Annotated in this window: 14 protein-coding genes, 1 pseudogene and 1 riboswitch; of the genes and pseudogenes, 6 read left to right on the top strand and 9 right to left on the bottom strand. The window is 70.1% G+C overall.

Going from position 1 to position 17,039, the window contains the following annotated elements:
- The first annotated feature begins 40 nt into the window (after positions 1-40).
- Together ACWEFL_RS26625 and ACWEFL_RS26620 are read left to right on the top strand one after the other, a co-directional pair.
- A complete protein-coding gene (locus ACWEFL_RS26625; protein ID WP_451717069.1) occupies positions 41-1,291 on the top strand; it encodes a helix-turn-helix transcriptional regulator in 1,251 nt (416 codons plus the stop codon).
- 14 nt (positions 1,292-1,305) lie between these two features.
- A complete protein-coding gene (locus ACWEFL_RS26620) occupies positions 1,306-1,671 on the top strand; it encodes a hypothetical protein (RefSeq protein WP_451717067.1) in 366 nt (121 codons plus the stop codon).
- A 428-nt stretch (positions 1,672-2,099) separates the two neighbouring features.
- On the opposite strand, the gene groL is transcribed toward ACWEFL_RS26620, so the two are convergent.
- The 4 genes from groL to thrC all read right to left on the bottom strand — a co-directional run bounded on the left by groL (position 2,100) and on the right by thrC (position 6,888).
- Positions 2,100-3,722, bottom strand: coding sequence for a chaperonin GroEL (gene groL / locus ACWEFL_RS26615; RefSeq protein ID WP_451717066.1), 1,623 nt, complete (start codon positions 3,720-3,722; stop codon positions 2,100-2,102).
- Positions 3,723-4,248: 526 nt separating this feature from the next.
- The gene (locus ACWEFL_RS26610) at positions 4,249-4,452 is read right to left on the bottom strand and encodes a cold-shock protein (RefSeq protein WP_005315736.1); all 204 of its coding nucleotides are present in this window, start codon (positions 4,450-4,452) and stop codon (positions 4,249-4,251) included.
- A 731-nt stretch (positions 4,453-5,183) separates the two neighbouring features.
- Positions 5,184-5,459: a MoaD/ThiS family protein gene (locus ACWEFL_RS26605; protein WP_451717065.1), complete on the bottom strand. Its 276-nt coding sequence runs from the start codon at positions 5,457-5,459 to the stop codon at positions 5,184-5,186.
- A gap of 19 nt (positions 5,460-5,478) precedes the next feature.
- A complete protein-coding gene (gene thrC / locus ACWEFL_RS26600) occupies positions 5,479-6,888 on the bottom strand; it encodes a threonine synthase (protein ID WP_451717161.1) in 1,410 nt (469 codons plus the stop codon).
- A riboswitch (SAM riboswitch) is annotated at positions 6,882-7,031 on the bottom strand. Its footprint overlaps the gene before it by 7 nt.
- A gap of 197 nt (positions 7,032-7,228) precedes the next feature.
- Here thrC and ACWEFL_RS26595 point away from each other — a divergent pair.
- The 3 genes from ACWEFL_RS26595 to ACWEFL_RS26585 all read left to right on the top strand — a co-directional run bounded on the left by ACWEFL_RS26595 (position 7,229) and on the right by ACWEFL_RS26585 (position 10,518).
- Positions 7,229-8,311: a glucosyl-3-phosphoglycerate synthase gene (locus ACWEFL_RS26595; protein WP_451717064.1), complete on the top strand. Its 1,083-nt coding sequence runs from the start codon at positions 7,229-7,231 to the stop codon at positions 8,309-8,311.
- Between the two features lie 38 nt (positions 8,312-8,349).
- The gene (locus ACWEFL_RS26590; protein WP_451717063.1) at positions 8,350-8,604 is read left to right on the top strand and encodes a hypothetical protein; all 255 of its coding nucleotides are present in this window, start codon (positions 8,350-8,352) and stop codon (positions 8,602-8,604) included.
- Positions 8,605-9,105: 501 nt separating this feature from the next.
- Positions 9,106-10,518, top strand: coding sequence for an alpha,alpha-trehalose-phosphate synthase (UDP-forming) (locus ACWEFL_RS26585; RefSeq protein WP_451717062.1), 1,413 nt, complete (start codon positions 9,106-9,108; stop codon positions 10,516-10,518).
- A 216-nt stretch (positions 10,519-10,734) separates the two neighbouring features.
- On the opposite strand, the gene otsB is transcribed toward ACWEFL_RS26585, so the two are convergent.
- The 3 genes and pseudogenes from otsB to ACWEFL_RS26570 form a co-directional block, all read right to left on the bottom strand.
- Positions 10,735-11,595: a trehalose-phosphatase gene (otsB, locus tag ACWEFL_RS26580; RefSeq protein WP_451717061.1), complete on the bottom strand. Its 861-nt coding sequence runs from the start codon at positions 11,593-11,595 to the stop codon at positions 10,735-10,737.
- A gap of 10 nt (positions 11,596-11,605) precedes the next feature.
- A pseudogene (locus tag ACWEFL_RS26575) lies at positions 11,606-11,899 on the bottom strand (DUF3263 domain-containing protein); the annotation flags it as partial.
- Positions 11,900-12,388: 489 nt separating this feature from the next.
- Positions 12,389-13,663 (bottom strand): extracellular solute-binding protein, encoded by a 1,275-nt coding sequence (locus ACWEFL_RS26570; RefSeq protein ID WP_451717060.1) that lies wholly within the window; start codon positions 13,661-13,663, stop codon positions 12,389-12,391.
- Positions 13,664-14,020: 357 nt separating this feature from the next.
- Between ACWEFL_RS26570 and ACWEFL_RS26565 the strand changes: the two genes are divergently transcribed.
- Positions 14,021-15,037: an SIS domain-containing protein gene (locus ACWEFL_RS26565; RefSeq protein WP_451717058.1), complete on the top strand. Its 1,017-nt coding sequence runs from the start codon at positions 14,021-14,023 to the stop codon at positions 15,035-15,037.
- A gap of 133 nt (positions 15,038-15,170) precedes the next feature.
- Here ACWEFL_RS26565 and ACWEFL_RS26560 read toward each other — a convergent pair whose 3' ends face one another.
- Positions 15,171-15,845: a response regulator gene (locus ACWEFL_RS26560; protein WP_451717056.1), complete on the bottom strand. Its 675-nt coding sequence runs from the start codon at positions 15,843-15,845 to the stop codon at positions 15,171-15,173.
- A complete protein-coding gene (locus tag ACWEFL_RS26555; RefSeq protein ID WP_451717159.1) occupies positions 15,842-17,035 on the bottom strand; it encodes a sensor histidine kinase in 1,194 nt (397 codons plus the stop codon). The genes ACWEFL_RS26560 and ACWEFL_RS26555 overlap by 4 nt, the downstream gene beginning before the upstream one ends.
- Positions 17,036-17,039: the final 4 nt, after the last annotated feature.

The following is a 17,039-nucleotide window of genomic DNA, read 5'->3' as shown; positions in this document are numbered from 1 at the left end:
ACGGGTGCCGAAGGGGCCGAAACCGCAGAGAGGGGGTGCTATGGGACTGGCGGAACGACGCAGGGCCCTGGGCTACAGTCAGGAGAAGTTGGCCGAGTTACTCGGTGTAGACCGCACAACGGTCGGACGCTGGGAAAGCGGCAGAGTCGCTCCTCAGCCGCCCCAGCGACGAGCCTTGGCCATCGCCCTCGAAGTCAGCCTCCAAGAGCTGGACACCCTCCTGGCACCGCCACGAGCCGCAGGCCAGGAGGCCGCTGGGCACCAGTCCGACCCCCCGAGCGCGGGAGACCCCGACGAAATGATCCGCCGCGAATTCCTCCGCGTACTGACTGTCAGCGGGGCTTTGACCGCCCTGCCAGTCGAGGAGGCCAAGGCTCTCACCGAGGGCGTCCGTCGGAGGATTCCTGCCGACTTCGCACGCATGAACAGCCATCTCTGGCAGGTCTACCGACTGGCCCGCTCCAAGGGCTCCGTGTATCCCGTCATCCGTGACCAGCTGACGACGCTGAACGAGGCATTGGCGGGCCACCGTGGAAACGCGCGGCCCCTTCTGAAGGCGGCCTCCGACCTCTTCCAGTTGGCTGGCGAGGTGGCGTTCGACGGCAACCGGTACTCCGACGCAGCCGCGTCGTACTCGCTCGCGGCGTCGATCAGCAAGGACGCCGAGGCGTACGACCTGTGGGCATGCGCGCTCGTCCGCCACGCCTACGTAGAAATGTCCGAGCAGCGCTACCGCCAGGCAGCGCAGATACTCGGCGCGGCGGAGCGACTGGCCAGCCGGGGGGACAGCAACCTCTCGACTCGACATTGGGTCGCTTCCGTCCAAGCCGAGGCATACGCCGGCCTCGGCGACCTAGACGCGTGCGAGCGCGCGATGGATCAGGCGGAGACCGTCCGCGACCTCACCGCGGACTGCGTCAACAGCGGATGGCTTCGGTTCGACGGCGCGCGGCTGGCTGAGGAACGGGGATCGCGCTACGTACAGCTCGGCCGTCTCGACCTGGCGGAGAACACCTTGACGGATGCCCTGGAGCAGACAGCCCTGGCACCCGGGCAGTCGTACCGGCGACGCGGAGCAGTGCTCACCGACCTGGCCGCCATCGGCGCGAAGCGGCGGGATCCGGAGCAGGTTGTGGCGTACGGCAGGGAAGCCACTGCCCTGGCCCGAGCCTCCGCGTCCGGGTACGTCGCCCGTAGACTCCGAGCCCTGTGCGACGAGTTCGGCCCCCTGCGCCGGGACCACCGCGTGGCGGAGCTGGGGGCGGAGATCGCCACGCTGAGCACGCCGTGACGAGAGAGGTAGGCATGTCGCAGACCGAGGGTGCACGACTGTTCCGGGAAGCCTGGATCACGGGAGTGCACCAGCACTTCCCCGGCGAGCCGAAGGCCGGCTATGTGACCCCGTGGGAAGACACCCCTCAGTGGGAGCGTGAGGCCGCGGGGTCGGTCTACGACCAGGTCCGGCAGTTCATCGAGATCAGCGGCAGCCACACGTCGAGGCTGTCCCGCGAGCAGAAGAGCCGGTTCGTCGCGACGTGCTGGACGGCCCAGATGTTCAAGCACTTCGAGGACCCGAAGCCCGGCTACGTGGCCGACTGGTCCGACCTGCCCTCCTGGCAGCAGGAGACCGACGCCGACATCTTCGAGGCGATCGAGAAGGCGCTGAGCTGATGACCGCCCCGCCGCGCTTCCTTGCGGCGGGGATTCTCATGCTGCGAGCCCGGCTCGTATGCCGAGGGGTCGACCGGCTGGGTCGCAGGCCGCCCTGAACCCTGTGGACCAGGCGCGATGCGGTCCGGTCTGAGCGGCCCTTCGCGGATTCAGGGCGCTTTCTCGGGGCCTTGTGTCAGACGCCATAGCACTTCGACCGCGTACTCCAAGTCGGTGAGGTGCGCGTCGGGATGGGCCTCCGCACATGCCGAAGGGCGGCACCCCCTGGGAGTGGGGTGCCGCCCTTCGTATGTGCTCTTGTGTCTGTGGTGCACGCGCGGCCTCGCGCCGAGCCGGCCCGGCACTCGGCCGACCGGTGGTCGGTCGGCCTGTGCCACGGGTCGGCCCCGCGTTCGGTCGCGCGATGGTCCGCCGATCCCGGAAGGGGATCAGAAGTCCATGTCACCGCCCGGCATACCGCCCGGAGCGGCCGCGGCGGCCTTCTCCGGCTTGTCGGCGATGACGGCCTCGGTGGTGAGGAAGAGCGCGGCGATCGACGCGGCGTTCTGCAGCGCCGAGCGGGTCACCTTCGCCGGGTCGAGAATGCCCTCGGCGATCATGTCCACGTACTCGCCGGACGCGGCGTTGAGGCCGTGACCGGGGGTGAGGTTGCGGACCTTCTCCACCACGACGCCGCCCTCAAGGCCGCCGTTGACGGCGATCTGCTTGAGCGGGGCCTCCAGCGCGAGCTTCACGGCGTTGGCGCCGGTCGCCTCGTCGCCGGTCAGCTCCAGCTTCTCGAAGACCGAGGAAGCCTGGAGCAGGGCCACGCCACCACCGGCGACGATGCCCTCTTCGACGGCCGCCTTCGCGTTGCGAACGGCGTCCTCGATGCGGTGCTTGCGCTCCTTGAGCTCGACCTCGGTCGCCGCGCCGGCCTTGATGACGGCCACGCCGCCGGCCAGCTTCGCGAGGCGCTCCTGGAGCTTCTCGCGGTCGTAGTCCGAGTCGGAGTTCTCGATCTCGGCGCGGATCTGGTTGACCCGGCCGGCGACCTGGTCGCTGTCACCGGCGCCGTCGACGATCGTGGTCTCGTCCTTGGTGATGACGACCTTGCGGGCGCGGCCGAGGAGGTCCAGGCCCGCGTTCTCCAGCTTGAGGCCGACCTCTTCGGAGATGACCGTGCCGCCGGTGAGGATGGCGATGTCGTTCAGCATCGCCTTGCGGCGGTCGCCGAAGCCCGGGGCCTTGACGGCGACGGACTTGAAGGTGCCGCGGATCTTGTTGACGATCAGCGTGGACAGGGCCTCGGCCTCGACGTCCTCGGCGATGATCAGCAGGGGCTTGCCCGACTGCATGACCTTCTCCAGCAGCGGGAGCAGGTCCTTGACCGAGGAGATCTTGGAGTTGACGACGAGGATGTACGGGTCGTCCAGGGACGCCTCCATACGCTCCATGTCGGTGGCGAAGTACGCCGAGATGTAGCCCTTGTCGAAGCGCATGCCCTCGGTGAGCTCAAGCTCCAGCCCGAAGGTCTGGGACTCCTCGACGGTGATGACGCCTTCCTTGCCGACCTTGTCCATGGCCTCGGCGATCAGCTCGCCGATCTGGACGTCACCGGCGGAGATGGAGGCGGTGGAAGCGATCTGCTCCTTGGTCTCCACGTCCTTGGCCTGCTCGAGGAGGGCACCGGAGACGGCCTCGACGGCCTTCTCGATGCCGCGCTTGAGGGCCATCGGGTTGGCGCCGGCGGCGACGTTGCGCAGACCCTCGCGGACGAGCGCCTGGGCGAGGACGGTCGCGGTGGTCGTACCGTCACCGGCGACGTCGTCCGTCTTCTTGGCGACCTCCTTGACCAGCTCGGCGCCGATCTTCTCGTACGGGTCCTCGAGCTCGATCTCCTTGGCGATGGAAACACCATCGTTGGTGATCGTGGGGGCGCCCCACTTCTTCTCGAGGACGACGTTCCGGCCCTTGGGGCCAAGGGTGACCTTGACGGCGTCGGCGAGCTGGTTCATCCCGCGCTCGAGACCGCGCCGTGCCTCCTCGTCGAACGCGATGATCTTTGCCATGTGAAGTGTCCTCCACGGACTGGGTGGGAAGCTCTCGGACCGCGCTGATGCCCGCGACGGACGGCCTGCCCACCGTGCGGCTTCCTTGTGCCACATGGCGTGCGGGCCTCACCGACCCGATCCTTGGTAAGCACTCTCAGCCTGAGAGTGCTAACGCCAATGATTAGCACTCGACCCCTGTGAGTGCAAGCGCCTCCGCTGAGCCGAGGGCTTGACCGAGACGGCGTCCGGGTGCGAGGGCGGGAGCGCGGAGGAAGTCGGGCGCGGCCTTCCCGCGGGGCATCGCGCCGGGCACACCTGTACGGACCCGGACCCGACCCAGCACGCCTCTCGTACGGACGGACCCGTGCGCCTCTCGTACGGACGGACCCGCGCGCCGCCAGTCTGTACGGGACCGGTCCCGTACCGCGCCTCACAGGGACCCGTACGCCCCCTGCACGCACATGGGGCCCGCACCCCTGACCGGGATGCGGACCCCACCTGCGTGAAAGCGCGTCGGAATGCCGAGCGCGTCCGGGATCGGGACTCAGACCGCGAGTTTGACCATGTCGGCCTGCGGGCCCTTCTGTCCCTGCGAGATCTCGAACTCGACTCGCTGACCCTCCTCCAGGGTGCGGTAACCGTCCATCTGGATCGCGCTGTAGTGGACGAAAACATCCGCACCACCGTCGACCGCGATGAAGCCGTACCCCTTCTCCGCGTTGAACCACTTGACGGTGCCCTGAGCCATGCCTAACTCCCCTATTACTGGCCCTTGCGCAGGACCGCACCTCGCGGACCCGGGTCATACCTCACCCGACGTAGCTATCCCGCCCGCCGCTGACGGGGGGAGACCTCACAGGTGTGCGCCGGAACGCGTCGACCGCGGCTGAATGTATCTGCCCAACTGCCCTCTGCAACAGGGCAATGGGACGAGATTTCCGGGAACCTACGATCGGGTAATTGACCGGAATTCAAGAAATTCCGGGGCAAATCAGGCCAGACAAAGGGAACTTATGAGACAAAGGGCTACGACACTTTGGCTGCTTCTTATCGTGCCGGGGCGCGATCTCGCGGGCGGTCGACGCGAGCGGCGGTGGGGCGTTCCCCAACTGTAGCGTGCTCAACCATGCAGAATTGCCCCCTCCGGATGTCTCACGGAGGGGGCAATCGCAATGACTCTGCGTAAAGGACTCTTCGTTAGTCGCGGGGCGGTCGAAGGGCCGTCGCAGGGGCCCTGCCGGAGGCCCGGCGACCGGGGTCCGAGGGCCCCGCGACCGGGGTTTCCGGGGCCCGGCCTCCTGGGTTCCGGAGGCCGGCCGCCGGGGTTCCGGGCCGGAGTGCCGGAGGCCGGCCGCCAGAGGGCCGGCGAGGGCTCCGGAGGCCGGGCCCCAGGAGGCCGGGGAGGGCTCCGGAGGCCGGGAAGGGCTCCGGAGGCCGGGCCCCAGGAGGCCGGGGAGGGCTCCGGAGGCCGGGAAGGGCTCAGCCGCCGGCGACCGCGGGGATGATGGAGATCCCGGCGCCGTCCGGCGTCTCCGTCGCCAGGCCCTGCTCGAAGCGGACGTCGTCGTCGTTGACGTACACGTTGACGAAGCGGCGCAGCTTGCCCTCGTCGTCCAGGACGCGTGCGGCGATGCCGTTGTGGTTCTTGTCCAGGTCGGCGATGACCTCGGCGAGGGTCGTGCCCTCGGCCGGGACCTCGGACTTGCCGCCGGTGTAGGTGCGGAGGATGGTCGGGATGCGGACGTTGACGCTCATTCTTCGGATCTCCAGGGGGTCAGTTGGCCAGGCCCGCGTCGCGGAAGGCGTCCAGGCTCGGTCGGATGGTCGCCGTGGGACCGGTGGTCGGTGCTACCGCGTCCAGGGTCTTGAGGCCGTCGCCGGTGTTGAGGACGACGGTGGTGAGCGCGGGGTCGAGCACGCCCGCGTCGAGCAGCTTCTTCGTCACTCCGACCGTCACCCCGCCCGCGGTCTCGGCGAAGATGCCCTCGGTCTGGGCCAGCAGCTTGATCGCGGCGACGACTTCCTCGTCGTCGACGTCCTCGACCACGCCGCCCGTGCGGCGGGCGATGTCCAGCACATAGGGGCCGTCGGCGGGGTTGCCGATGGCGAGCGACTTGACGATGGTGTCGGGCTTGACCGGCCGTACGACGTCATGGCCGGCCTTGTAGGCGGCGGAGACCGGTGAGCAGCCCTCGGCCTGCGCGCCGATGATCCGGTAGGGCTTCTCCTCGACCAGGCCGAGCTTGATCAGCTCCTGGAGCCCCTTGTCGATCTTGGTGAGCTGGGAGCCGGAGGCGACCGGGATCACGATCTGATCGGGGATGCGCCAGCCGAGCTGTTCGCAGATCTCGTACGCGAGGGTCTTGGAGCCCTCTCCGTAGTACGGGCGGAGGTTGACGTTGACGAAGCCCCAGCCCTCGCCGAGCGGGTCGCCGATCAGTTCGGAGCAGAAGCGGTTCACATCGTCGTAGTTGCCCTCGATGCCGACCAGTTCGCCGCCGTAGACGGCGGCCATGACGACCTTGCCCTGCTCGAGGTCGTGCGGGATGAAGACGCAGGAGCGGAAGCCGGCGCGGGCCGCGGCGGCGCCGACCGCGCCCGCGAGGTTGCCGGTGGAGGAGCAGGAGAGGGTGGTGAACCCGAAGGCGCGGGCGGCCTCGACGGCGATGGCGACGACACGGTCCTTGAAGGAGTGCGTCGGGTTGCCGGAGTCGTCCTTGACGTACAGGCCGCCGGTGACGCCCAGTTCGCGGGCGAGGTTGTCGGCCTTGACGAGCTTGGTGAAGCCGGGGTTGAGGCTGGGCTTCTCCGCCACGTCGGCGGGGACGGGCAGCAGGGGCGCGTACCGCCAGATGTTCTCGGGGCCGGCCTCGATCCGCTTCCGCAGTCCCTCGGGGTCGCCCGTCGGCAGGTCGTACGCGACTTCCAGCGGGCCGAAACAGGAGGCGCAGGCGAAGATCGGGCCGAGGGCGAAGCGCTCTCCGCACTCGCGACAGGAGAGGGCGGCGGCGGGGCCGAGATCGGGGGGCGTGCCGGGCGTGGCGGAGCTGTCGGTGTTGCCGGTACCGCTGGTGTTGCCGGCGTTTTCCGTATTACCCGCACTGTCCGGGATGTCGGCGTTGCCGGTGTTCGAGGTACTTGCGACGGTCTGCGCAGCCATGGAGGCGAGGCCCTTTCTCCTCATCTTCCTCATGGCGCATCTCGCCATGAGACGGATTTGGCACCTTCCCGAGCCGGGAGCCTCGCGAGCGCTGAACGCGTCGGAGACCGGCTGGAGGGTTGCCGGGGCTTCTACGGGCCGTATCCCTCTGCCCCTCTGGATGAGCGGTATTCAGTTATGGGTGTTTCGATTATGGGTTTCGATTGTTGAACTGTTGAACGCCGGACCCCCGACATGCGACGGTCATCCGCGTTGTTCAAGACTGTAACCGAAGGTCCGGGCGGTGGAGACAGTCGTCCGAACCGCGAGATGGATCACATGGATCACATGGATCACAACGTGCATGACCGGGGAGTAGTCGAACGTGCTCGATGAAGTGGAGCGCTGGCTGAGCAGGCGCACCTGGCGGGCGTCCGATCGCCCGCTGGGCAGGCTGATCGCGGCCAAGCGCACGACGACGGTGAGCGTCGTCCTGCCCGCCCTGAACGAGGAGGCGACGGTCGGTGACATCGTCACCGTGATCCGCCGCGAGCTGATGGAGAAGACGCCGCTCGTGGACGAGCTGGTGGTGATCGACTCGGGCTCCACGGACCGTACGGGGGAGGTCGCCGCGGCGGCGGGGGCCCGGGTGGTGCACCGGGACGACATCCTGCCCCGGATACCGGCCGTGCCCGGCAAGGGGGAGGTGCTGTGGCGCTCGCTGATGGTGACGCGTGGTGACATCGTCTGCTTCATCGACGCGGATCTGCGGGACTTCTCGGCGGACTTCGTCTCGGGGGTCGTCGGGCCGCTGCTGACCGATCCGGAGCTTCAGTTCGTCAAGGCGATGTACGACCGGCCCGTCGGTCCCGGATTCGGCTCGGCGGGGCCCGGAGACGGCTCGGCGGGCCCCTCGGCCTCGGCGGCTCCTGGGGAGCCGGCCTCCGGGGCGCCGGTCTCCGGCGGGGGCGCGGTGTCGGCCTCCGGAGGGGGCACGGGGTCTGCCTCCGGAGGGGGCGCGGTGCAGGGCGGCCGGGTGACCGAGCTGGTGGCGCGCCCGCTGCTGAATCTGCACTGGCCGCAGCTCGCGGGGTTCGTCCAGCCGCTGGGCGGGGAGTACGCGGCCCGGCGCTCGCTGCTGGAGCGGCTGCCCTTCCCCGTCGGTTACGGAGTGGAGCTGGGGCTTCTCGTCGACGCGCTGCACACGGCGGGCCTCGACGCGCTGGCACAGGTGGACGTCGGCTCCCGCAAGCACCGGCACCAGGACGACCAGGCGTTGGGCCGAATGGCCGCGGCGATCTACCGGACCGCCCAACTACGGCTCTCCCGCGGGCATTTGACGCGCCCCTCGCTGACCCAGTTCACGCGCGGCGAGGACGGGTTCGTACCGAGGACGCACAAGGTCGACACGGAGGAACGACAGCCGATGCGCGAGATCGGTGAGTATGCGGCGCGTCGTGCCGCATAGCCGACATAGGGCGTCATGCATGACAGAACATCCTATGTATGACTTTTCGACTCGATACTCCGCGTTCTCCGCGCCGCAGTCTTCTGCGGCTCACCGTGATCCTCGGCATCCTGGTCCTGATCGTCGTGGCCGTCACGGCGGCGGCTCCGCCCGACGCCGCCCCGCCCGCCCTCGCCCCCAACGGGCGGGACCAAGGCGCTGAGCGGCTCTGGCTGCTGAGCGGGCTGGGGCTCGCGCTGGCCGCCGCCGGGGCGATCGCCGTCGCGGCGGCGCGCAGCCGGCGCAACCCGTGAGATGACGCGCCACCGACGGGCAGGCGGCGCGGGGCCCGGCCCGCGCCTGGGCCCGTATCTGGGCCTGTATCTGGGCCTGTACCTGGACGCGTGCATGGACGGATACGACGCATACGTGGACCCGTGCCTGGGCCCGTCCGGCGCGACGGGTCGCGCCGCGGAGGGTGCCGCGCGCGCTCGCGGCCTGCGGGGGCGGCGCGCGATACCCGGCGCGATAGCGGGCTTGCGATAGCGGGCGTGGGGCACGTGCGGGGTGCGGCACCTACGGGTGCGGCTTGCGGCGCGCGCAGGCGCGTGGCGTCGGCGAGCGGCGTGCGGCCTGTGTGTGCGGTGTGTGGTGTGTGGTGTGTGGTGTGCGGTGTGTGGTGTGTGGTGTGTGGTGTGCGGTGTGCGGTGTGTGGCGTCGGCTCGGGAGGCGCGTGGCGCGGGAGTGACGGACGGCACGCCGGGGGCGGGCGTACGCACGTTTGAGAGGTAGCGGGACGGGCTAGGTTTCGGCACATGGTCTCCGACCCCTCCGCCGACCGGGCCAGCGCCCGGGTCCTCGTCGCGTCCAACCGCGGCCCCGTCTCGTACACGCTCGACGACGACCACACGCTCAACTCCCGGCGGGGCGGCGGCGGACTGGTCTCCGGGCTCTCCGCCGTCGGATCGGACGCCGACTCCCTCTGGGTCTGCTCCGCCCTCGGCGCAGGCGACCGGGAGGCCGTGCGGCGCGGTGTCGGCGAGCCCGGCGTGCTGATGCTCGACATCGACGAGACCGTCCACTCCGACGCGTACAACGGCATCGCCAACTCGGTGCTCTGGTTTGTCCACCATCTGCTGTACCAGACACCGCTGGAGCCGGTCTTCGACCAGGAGTTCCGGCGTCAGTGGCGTTCGTACGAAAGCTACAACCGCTCCTTCGCCGAGGCCCTCGCCGAGCGGGCGGGGGAAGGGGCCGCCGTCCTGGTGCAGGACTACCATCTGGCGCTGGTGCCGGGCATGCTGCGCGAACTCCGCCCCGACCTGCGGATCGGGCACTTCTCGCACACCCCCTGGGCCCCCGTCGACTACTTCCGCCTGCTGCCGGACGACATCGGCGCACAACTGCTGCGCGGCCTCCTCGGCGCCGACCGGACCTGTTTCCTCACCCGGCGCTGGGCGGACGCGTTCACCGCGTGCTGTACGGAGCTGCTGGGCCCGGACGCCCTGAAGGGCACCCGGATCGGGGTCCACGGACTCGGTGTGGACGCCGAGTTCCTGATGGAGCGCGCGCACCGGCCGGACGTGGCCGAGCGCATGACCGCCCTGCGCGAGCAGATCGGCCCCGGCCGCCGCACGATCGTGCGGGTCGACCGCACCGAACTGTCGAAGAACATCGTCCGCGGGCTGCTCGCCTACCGCGAGCTGCTGGCCTCCCGGCCCGAGTGGCGCGAACGGGTCGTCCATGTCGCCTTCGCCTACCCGTCCCGGCAGGACCTGGCGGTCTACCGCGAGTACACGGCGCAGGTCCAGCGTGTGGCCGACGAGATCAACAGCGCGTACGGCACCGACGGCTGGACCCCCGTCGTGCTCCATGTGGAGGACGACTTCGCCCGCTCGCTGGCCGCGTACCGTCTGGCCGACGTGGCGCTGGTCAACCCGATCCGCGACGGCATGAACCTGGTCGCCAAGGAGATCCCGCTGCTCTCGGACAAGAGCTGCGCGCTGGTTCTGTCGCGGGAGGCGGGCGCGTACGCGGAACTCGGCGAGGACGCGGTGACGGTCAACCCGTACGACGTGACCGGCACGGCCGAGGCGCTCCACCAGGCCCTGACCATGCCGGACGCCGAACGCACCCGCCGCGGCAAGCGGCTGGCCGCGGCGGCGACGGCGCTGCCGCCGCAGCGCTGGTTCCTGGACCAGTTGGAGGCGCTGACCGCGGGGACCTGAGCCGTCGGCCGGAGGGTGCCCGTCCGCGGCGTGACGGGCTTCGGCGTGCCGTCACCGGCGGACCGGCTTCGGCTACCGGCTTCGGCGTACCGGTCAACGCGGTGGCTCCGCAGGAGGCGGGGGTTCCGCAGCGGCGTCCGTACGCGGCTCCCCACGGGGTCCGGGCCCCTCCCGGAGGCCGTATCCCCTCCCAGGGGACGTAGTCCCGAAGCAGCGTTACCGGATGCCGTCGGCGAGCGACGCGAGGAACTCCACGACCGCGGGCGGCCCCGGCACCAGGAGGTCGGCGCGTTCGGCCAGTTCGGTGACCTCCGTACTGCCGCTGCACACCAGCAGCCCCGGCACCCCGTCCGAGCGCAGTTTCTCGACGGCGGCGAAGGCGGGCAGATCGCCGAGGTCGTCGCCCGCGTAGAGGACGGCCTCCGCCTTCACCTCCTGTACGTACTCGGCGAGGGCGACGCCCTTGTCCATACCGGGCGGGCGCAGTTCGAGGACCATACGGCCCGGTTCCAGGATCAGCCCGTGACGGGTGGCGAGGGCGGCGAGCGGCTCGCGCAGCGCCTGGAACGCGCCCTGCGGGTCGGCGGCACGGCGGGTGTGGACCGCGACCGCCTGCCCCTTCTCCTCGATCCAGGTGCCACGCCAGGCCCCGAAGCGGTCGAGGAAGCCGGGCAGTTCGGCGCGGACGGCGATGACGCCGGGGTGGGGGGCGGGGGTGTTCACGGTGCCGGTGACGGCGTTCCAGCGCTCCGCGCCGTAGTGGCCGAGTACGACGAGATGGTCGAGGCCCGGCACCCCGGCGAAGCCGCCGTACCGGACCGCGACCCCGGCGGGCCGTCCGGTCACGACGGCGACGGACGCGACCTTCGGCGCGAGCCGCGCGAGCGCGGCAGCGGCGCCGGGGTGGGCGCGGGCCTGTTCGGGGTCCGGCACGATGTCGGCGAGTGTGCCGTCGAAGTCGAGTGCCACGACGGCTCTGCCCGGCCGGGCCAGGAGCGCGGCGAGACCTTCGCGGCCCGCGGGCGTCGAGGGAGTCGGCAGGGAGTGCGCGTGCGGGGAGTGCGGGGAGCTGCCCATGCCACCGACCTTATCGGCGTGCGCGTTTCGCGTCTCTCACGCGACGGAGCCGGTTGACCGTAATCGGGTCATGGGCGAGGGCCCGTTCGTCGTCCAGCAGTGCGTTGAGAAGCTGGTAGTAGCGGACTGGTGAGATGCCGAGCCGCTCCCGGATCGCCCGCTCCTTGGCCCCCGGCCCGCTCCAGGAACGCCGCTCCATGGCGAGCACGGCCCGGTCGCGCTCCGAGAGCGCGGGGGGCCCGTGGCCGGGCCCGGTTTCGGGGGCGGGGTCGGTTTCGGGGTCGGTTTCGGGGTCAGGGGCGGTTTCGTCGGCGGTTTCGTCGGCGGGGCCTGCTCCGGAGCCGGTTTCGGGGGCGGAACCGGTTGCAGGCGCGGGGCCGGTTTCAGAGCCGAGCTCGGAGTCGGACCCGGAGCCGGAGTCGCGCCCGGAAGCGGGCGCGGAAGCGGGGCCGGGCCCGGAGTCGGGGCCGGGAACAGGGAGGGATCCCTGGTCGGGCGCGTCCGGAGGGCCGGGCTCATGGTCGGTCATACGGTCCAACCTATCGGCGCTCCCCGAAGCGGGCAGCCCTCGGGAATCCACGCCCGCTCGGAGGGCCTCCCCCTCCCTGCGGCGCGCACGGCACGCTCGGCACGTACGGACGACGGACGACGGACGACGGACGACGGACAGCGGGGCGCGGCCGGGCCCGCACAGCCCGACCGCGCCCCGCATCCACATCCGTGTCTGCCTCCCCCTCGGCTTCGGCTTCGGCTTCCGCAGCCGCATCCGCAGTGGAGCCGTACGCGCTCCGCGCTACTCCTCCGCGTCCGCGTTCTCCGCCCGCCCGGCGATGGATTCCAGCACGGTTCTGGGGTTGTTGTCCGGGGCGACCGCGTTGCCGATGTGCTTCTTCAAGTCCTCGCTGACGGCGGACCACGAGGTCTTGCCCACCGGCGGCAGCATCGAGGTGGGGAGCCCGTCGAGGAACTCCTTCAGGTCCTTGTGCTCCGGGTCCCGCGCCATCGTCTCCGAGGCGGAGATCGTCACCGGCAGCAGATCGTTCTGCGAGGCGAAGTCGAGCACGTTCTTGTCGCTGAACATGAAGTCCAGGAACTTGCCGATCTCGGCGCGGTTGCCGTTCTGCCTGAAGCCCATGATCCAGTCGGCGACGCCCATCGTGGCCTTGGGCTTGCCGGTGCGGCCGGGCATGGGGATCTTGCCCAGCTTGATGCCGGCCTTCTCGGCCGTCTGCATCAGGGAAGGGTGGCCGTTGAGCATGCCGACCTCGCCCCGCGTGAACGCGGCGAAGGCTTCCTTGCGGTTCAGCTTGCCGGGGGCGACCGGGCCGGTGAGATCACGGTCGACGAGATTGGACTTCAGCCACTCGAAGGTGTTGATGTTGTTCTCGGAGGCGATCGTGTAGGTGCCGCCGGGATCGACGAAGGCGTTGCCTCCACCGCTGAGGAGCCACATCATGGTCTCCGCCTGGGCCTCCTCGGGCCCGAGCGGAAGGGCGAACGGATAGGGGACGTCCGTCTTCGTCTTCAGCTTCTGCGCGGCTTCGCGCAGTTCGGCCCAGGTCTCCGGGGCCTTCTCGATCCCCGCCTCCTCGAAGAGCTCCTTGTTGTAGAAGAGGAGCCGAGTGGAGGCGACGAACGGCAGTCCGTACTGCACGCGCCGCTGCTTGCCGGCGTCGGTGAGAGGCCCGAGGAAGTTGGACTGGATCGGGATGGAGAGCAGTTCGTCGGCGCTGTAGAGCTTGTCATCGGCGGCGTAGTCGGCGTACGCCCCGATCTGAGCAATGTCCGGCGCCTTGTTCTCTTTGACCATCTCCGCGACCTTGCGGTCCACGTCGTTCCAGGACTCGATCTGGACCTCGACGTCGATACCGGGGTTCTGCGCCTCGAAATCGGCGGTCAGCTTCGCCCAGTAGGCTCTGCTGCTCTGTCCGCCGTCGACGTCGTAGTCGGCGGCGACCAGTTTGAGGGTGACATCGGACGAGCCGGACGAGGAGCCACAGCCCAAGAGAGTGGCCGATATCCCCAACGCGGCGGCGGCCGCGGTAACTCCGAAAAGGTGCCTTCGCACAGGCGTTCCCCACCTTTAGCCGGATGGCTGGTTCTGTACCATTCGGGCCCCCATGACGCTCCCGTGGCGCCCCGCATGCGTGCATATGCCCGGTATCCCCCGGCGCCCCCTGCGCCACCGAGATGGGCAGCCATTTTTCTCCTTCAATCTTCAAAGGTCTACGCCGAGCGGTCTCACTTCTGCAACGTCTGCATCACCTGAGGTAATGGGCGACCCGGCCGCGGGACAGGTTTTACAGCATGTAGTTTCAATGAATTGGCCTGAACCAATGACCCAAATCCATGAGAAACCGCAGAAAGCCGCACCAGTCCTTACGAAATTCCCGATACTTCCCAAACTCGCGAGGAGTACCGCAGAATGTCCCGTACCGCGACAGAGATTGCGACCCAGCCCGCCTGCTGGCGGCGGGCCGCCGCATTCGCAGCCGACTTCGACGGGTTGCCCCGGCCGGGCGAGCGGGTGGCCGTCACCGGGTGCGGGACGTCGTGGTTCATGGCGATCGCGTACGCCGCGCTGCGGGAGGCGGCGGGGCTGGGCGAGACGGACGCCTTCGCCGCGTCGGAGTTCCCCTCGGGGCGTACGCACGACCAGGCGGGACGTACCCATGACCAGGCGGGGCGTTCGTACGACCAGGCGGGGCGTTCGTACGACCAGGCGGGGCGTTCGTACGACCGGGTCGTCGCGATCACCCGTTCCGGTACGACGACCGAGGTCCTGGAGCTGCTGGCGCGGCTGAAGGGCCGCGTGCCGACCCTCGCGCTGACGGCCGACCCCAAGACACCGGTCATGGACGCGGCGGACACGGTCGCGGTACTGGACTGGGCGGACGAGGAGTCGGTCGTCCAGACCCGGTTCGCCACGACCGCGCTGGCCTTTCTGCGCGCGGGCCTCGGCGACGTCCCCGGCGTGAAGCCGGTCACCGAGGCGGCGGTGGACGCGGAGCTGGCGGTGACCGAGCCGCTCGCGGACGCGGTCGTCTCGGCGGAGCAGTGGACCTTCCTGGGGCGGGGCTGGACGTACGGCCTGGCGCTGGAGGCCGGCCTGAAGATGCGGGAGGCGGCGGGCGCGTGGACGGAGGCGTACCCGGCGATGGAGTACCGCCACGGTCCGATCTCCATCACCGCGCCGGGCCGGGTGGCCTGGGTCTTCGGGGCGCTCCCCGAGGGACTCGCGGCGGACGTCGCGGCGGTCGGAGGCACGCTGGTCGCCCATGTCTCGGCGGACCCGATGGCGGACCTGATCCGCGCACAGCGCCTCGCGGTCACCCTCGCCGAGGCGAAGGGCCTCGACCCGGACCGCCCGAGGAACCTGACACGGAGCGTGATCCTGAACGGTCCGGACAGTCTGAACGGTCCGGACAGCCTGGACGGTTAGGCATCGGTCGGGCATCGGTTGGGCGGTGTCTTCACAGTGGGTTCAGCCAGAGGAGCAGGGACGCGACGGTGACAGCCGCCTGGTAGGACTCTCGGGGTCTCGTCGTAGCGAGTGGTGGCCGACGGCCGACGCGTCAGTGTTCCCGTGGCGGTGCCGCGGTGCTCTCGCCGTACCGGACGAGCCCGGCCCTGCTGGAGATCAGGGCAGCCTGAACCCTGCTGCGCACATCGAGTTTCGCCAGCACGTTCTGAACGTGTGTCTTGACGGTGCTCTCCTCGATGCGCAGCCTCCGGGCGATCTGCGTGTTGCTCATCGCATGCCCGAGGAGCGCGAGGACGTCCCTCTCGCGAGGGGTGAGATCGTCCGGCAGGACCGCGGGGGCGGTGCCGCCGGAGAGCCGGGAGATCAGCCGCCGGGTCGGGCCCGTCGACACGAAGCCCTCGCCGCGCGCCGCCGCCCGGATGGCACCGAGCAGAGTGTGGGCGGTGTCCTTCTTCAGTACGAAGCCCGCGGCACCTGCCGCCAGCGCTCCGAAGAGATACTCGTCCAGGTCGAAGGTGGTGAGCGCCACCACGGCGGGCGGGGCGGCGTCCGCCATGATCCGGCGGGTCGCCGTCACCCCGTCCATCTCCGGCATCCGGATGTCCATGACCACGACATCGGGACGCAGCCGGGCGGCCAGTTCGACCGCGGCACGCCCGTCCGGGGCTTCCGCGACGACCGAGAGGTCGGGTTCGACGTCGATCATCATGCGCATGCTGGTACGCACCAGCTCCTGATCGTCCGCGAGCAGGACGGACACGGTCATGACACACCCTTCCGGCAGGGCAGGACCGCGTCGACCCGCCAGCCCCCGCCGGGCCGGGGCCCCGCCGTCGCCCGGCCACCGCACAGCGCCGCGCGTTCGCGGATCCCGATGATTCCATGCCCCCGTACCTCGGTCGACGGCCCGCCCGGTGCGGTGCCGTCGTCGTCGACCCGCAGATGCAGGGCGGTGTCGCGGTAGTCGAGAGTGACCGTGGCACGCGGTGGGCAGGCGTGCCGGGTCACATTGGCCAGTGCCTCCTGGATGATGCGATAGGCGGCGAGGTCGATCAGGCTGGGCAGCGGGCGCGGTTCTCCGCTGATCGTCACCTCGACATCCGCCCCGGCCCGGCGGGCGCTTTCGGCCAGCCCCGGGAGTTGGTTCAGCGAGTGTGTGTCCGGGGTGTCCGCTCCGTGCTCGTCGTCCCGCAGGGTGCCCAGCACGGAGCGCAGTTCGGTCAGCGCGCTGTCGATCTCCGAACCGATCTCGGTCAGGGCCCTGCCCTCGGGTGTACGCCGTGTTCCGTTGACATGGCCGACAGCGGTGATCCGCATGGCCACGGCGCTGAGCCTGTTGGCGACCACGTCGTGCAACTCCCGTGCCAGCCGAAGCCGTTCGTCGTGAGCGGCGCCGCGCGCGTCCAGTTCCCGCAGCCGGTCGGCCTGCTCGGCGCGGGCGGTGGCGAGTGCGACCCTGCCGCGCACCGCGTCGGCCGCCGCGACCACCACGACGGGGATGAAGCTGAAGTTGACGATCGTGTAGACGACGCCCGCCGGCGCGAATGAGAGGCGCCAGCCGACGGCAATGTGCGCGTACGCATCCGCGGCGACGCACATCCCGAGCGCCGCGAGCGCGGTGTGCCGCCATCGTTCGGTGCCCGTGGCGACGGCACCGAACGCGGTCACCCAGACGGCGGCCTGCACCATGGCGGGCAGCGGTCTGGGCTGGGACAGACAGATGACCCAGGCGACGGCATAGCCCAGGCACGCGACGGTCAGGGCCGCCCCGGGACGCGTACGGCGCCACAGCATGGACACACTGGAGACGACGGTGGTGACGGCGGTGACCAGGAGCCAGCCGGTCGTCACACCGCCCCAGATCAGTTCACCCAGGTCGATGCCGGCCGTGACGATGATCACGGCCGCCGCCGTGGGGGCGATGGCCCGGGGCGCGGACACGTTCTTGCTGAGCACTGTG

It is taken from the genome of Streptomyces sp. NPDC004838, from assembly GCF_053600955.1.
The sequence above is the reverse complement of the archived record's forward strand: the minus strand, read 5'-3'. Positions and strand labels throughout refer to the sequence as shown.

Coding starts and splice junctions, on each gene's coding strand:
- ACWEFL_RS26625 (WP_451717069.1), top strand. CDS start 41: ATGGGACTGGCGGAACGACGCAGGGCCCTGGGCTACAGTCAGGAGAAG.
- ACWEFL_RS26620 (WP_451717067.1), top strand. CDS start 1,306: ATGTCGCAGACCGAGGGTGCACGACTGTTCCGGGAAGCCTGGATCACG.
- groL (WP_451717066.1), bottom strand. CDS start 3,722: ATGGCAAAGATCATCGCGTTCGACGAGGAGGCACGGCGCGGTCTCGAG.
- ACWEFL_RS26610 (WP_005315736.1), bottom strand. CDS start 4,452: ATGGCTCAGGGCACCGTCAAGTGGTTCAACGCGGAGAAGGGGTACGGC.
- ACWEFL_RS26605 (WP_451717065.1), bottom strand. CDS start 5,459: ATGAGCGTCAACGTCCGCATCCCGACCATCCTCCGCACCTACACCGGC.
- thrC (WP_451717161.1), bottom strand. CDS start 6,888: ATGAGGAGAAAGGGCCTCGCCTCCATGGCTGCGCAGACCGTCGCAAGT.
- ACWEFL_RS26590 (WP_451717063.1), top strand. CDS start 8,350: ATGACTTTTCGACTCGATACTCCGCGTTCTCCGCGCCGCAGTCTTCTG.
- ACWEFL_RS26585 (WP_451717062.1), top strand. CDS start 9,106: ATGGTCTCCGACCCCTCCGCCGACCGGGCCAGCGCCCGGGTCCTCGTC.
- otsB (WP_451717061.1), bottom strand. CDS start 11,595: ATGGGCAGCTCCCCGCACTCCCCGCACGCGCACTCCCTGCCGACTCCC.
- ACWEFL_RS26565 (WP_451717058.1), top strand. CDS start 14,021: ATGTCCCGTACCGCGACAGAGATTGCGACCCAGCCCGCCTGCTGGCGG.
- ACWEFL_RS26560 (WP_451717056.1), bottom strand. CDS start 15,845: ATGACCGTGTCCGTCCTGCTCGCGGACGATCAGGAGCTGGTGCGTACC.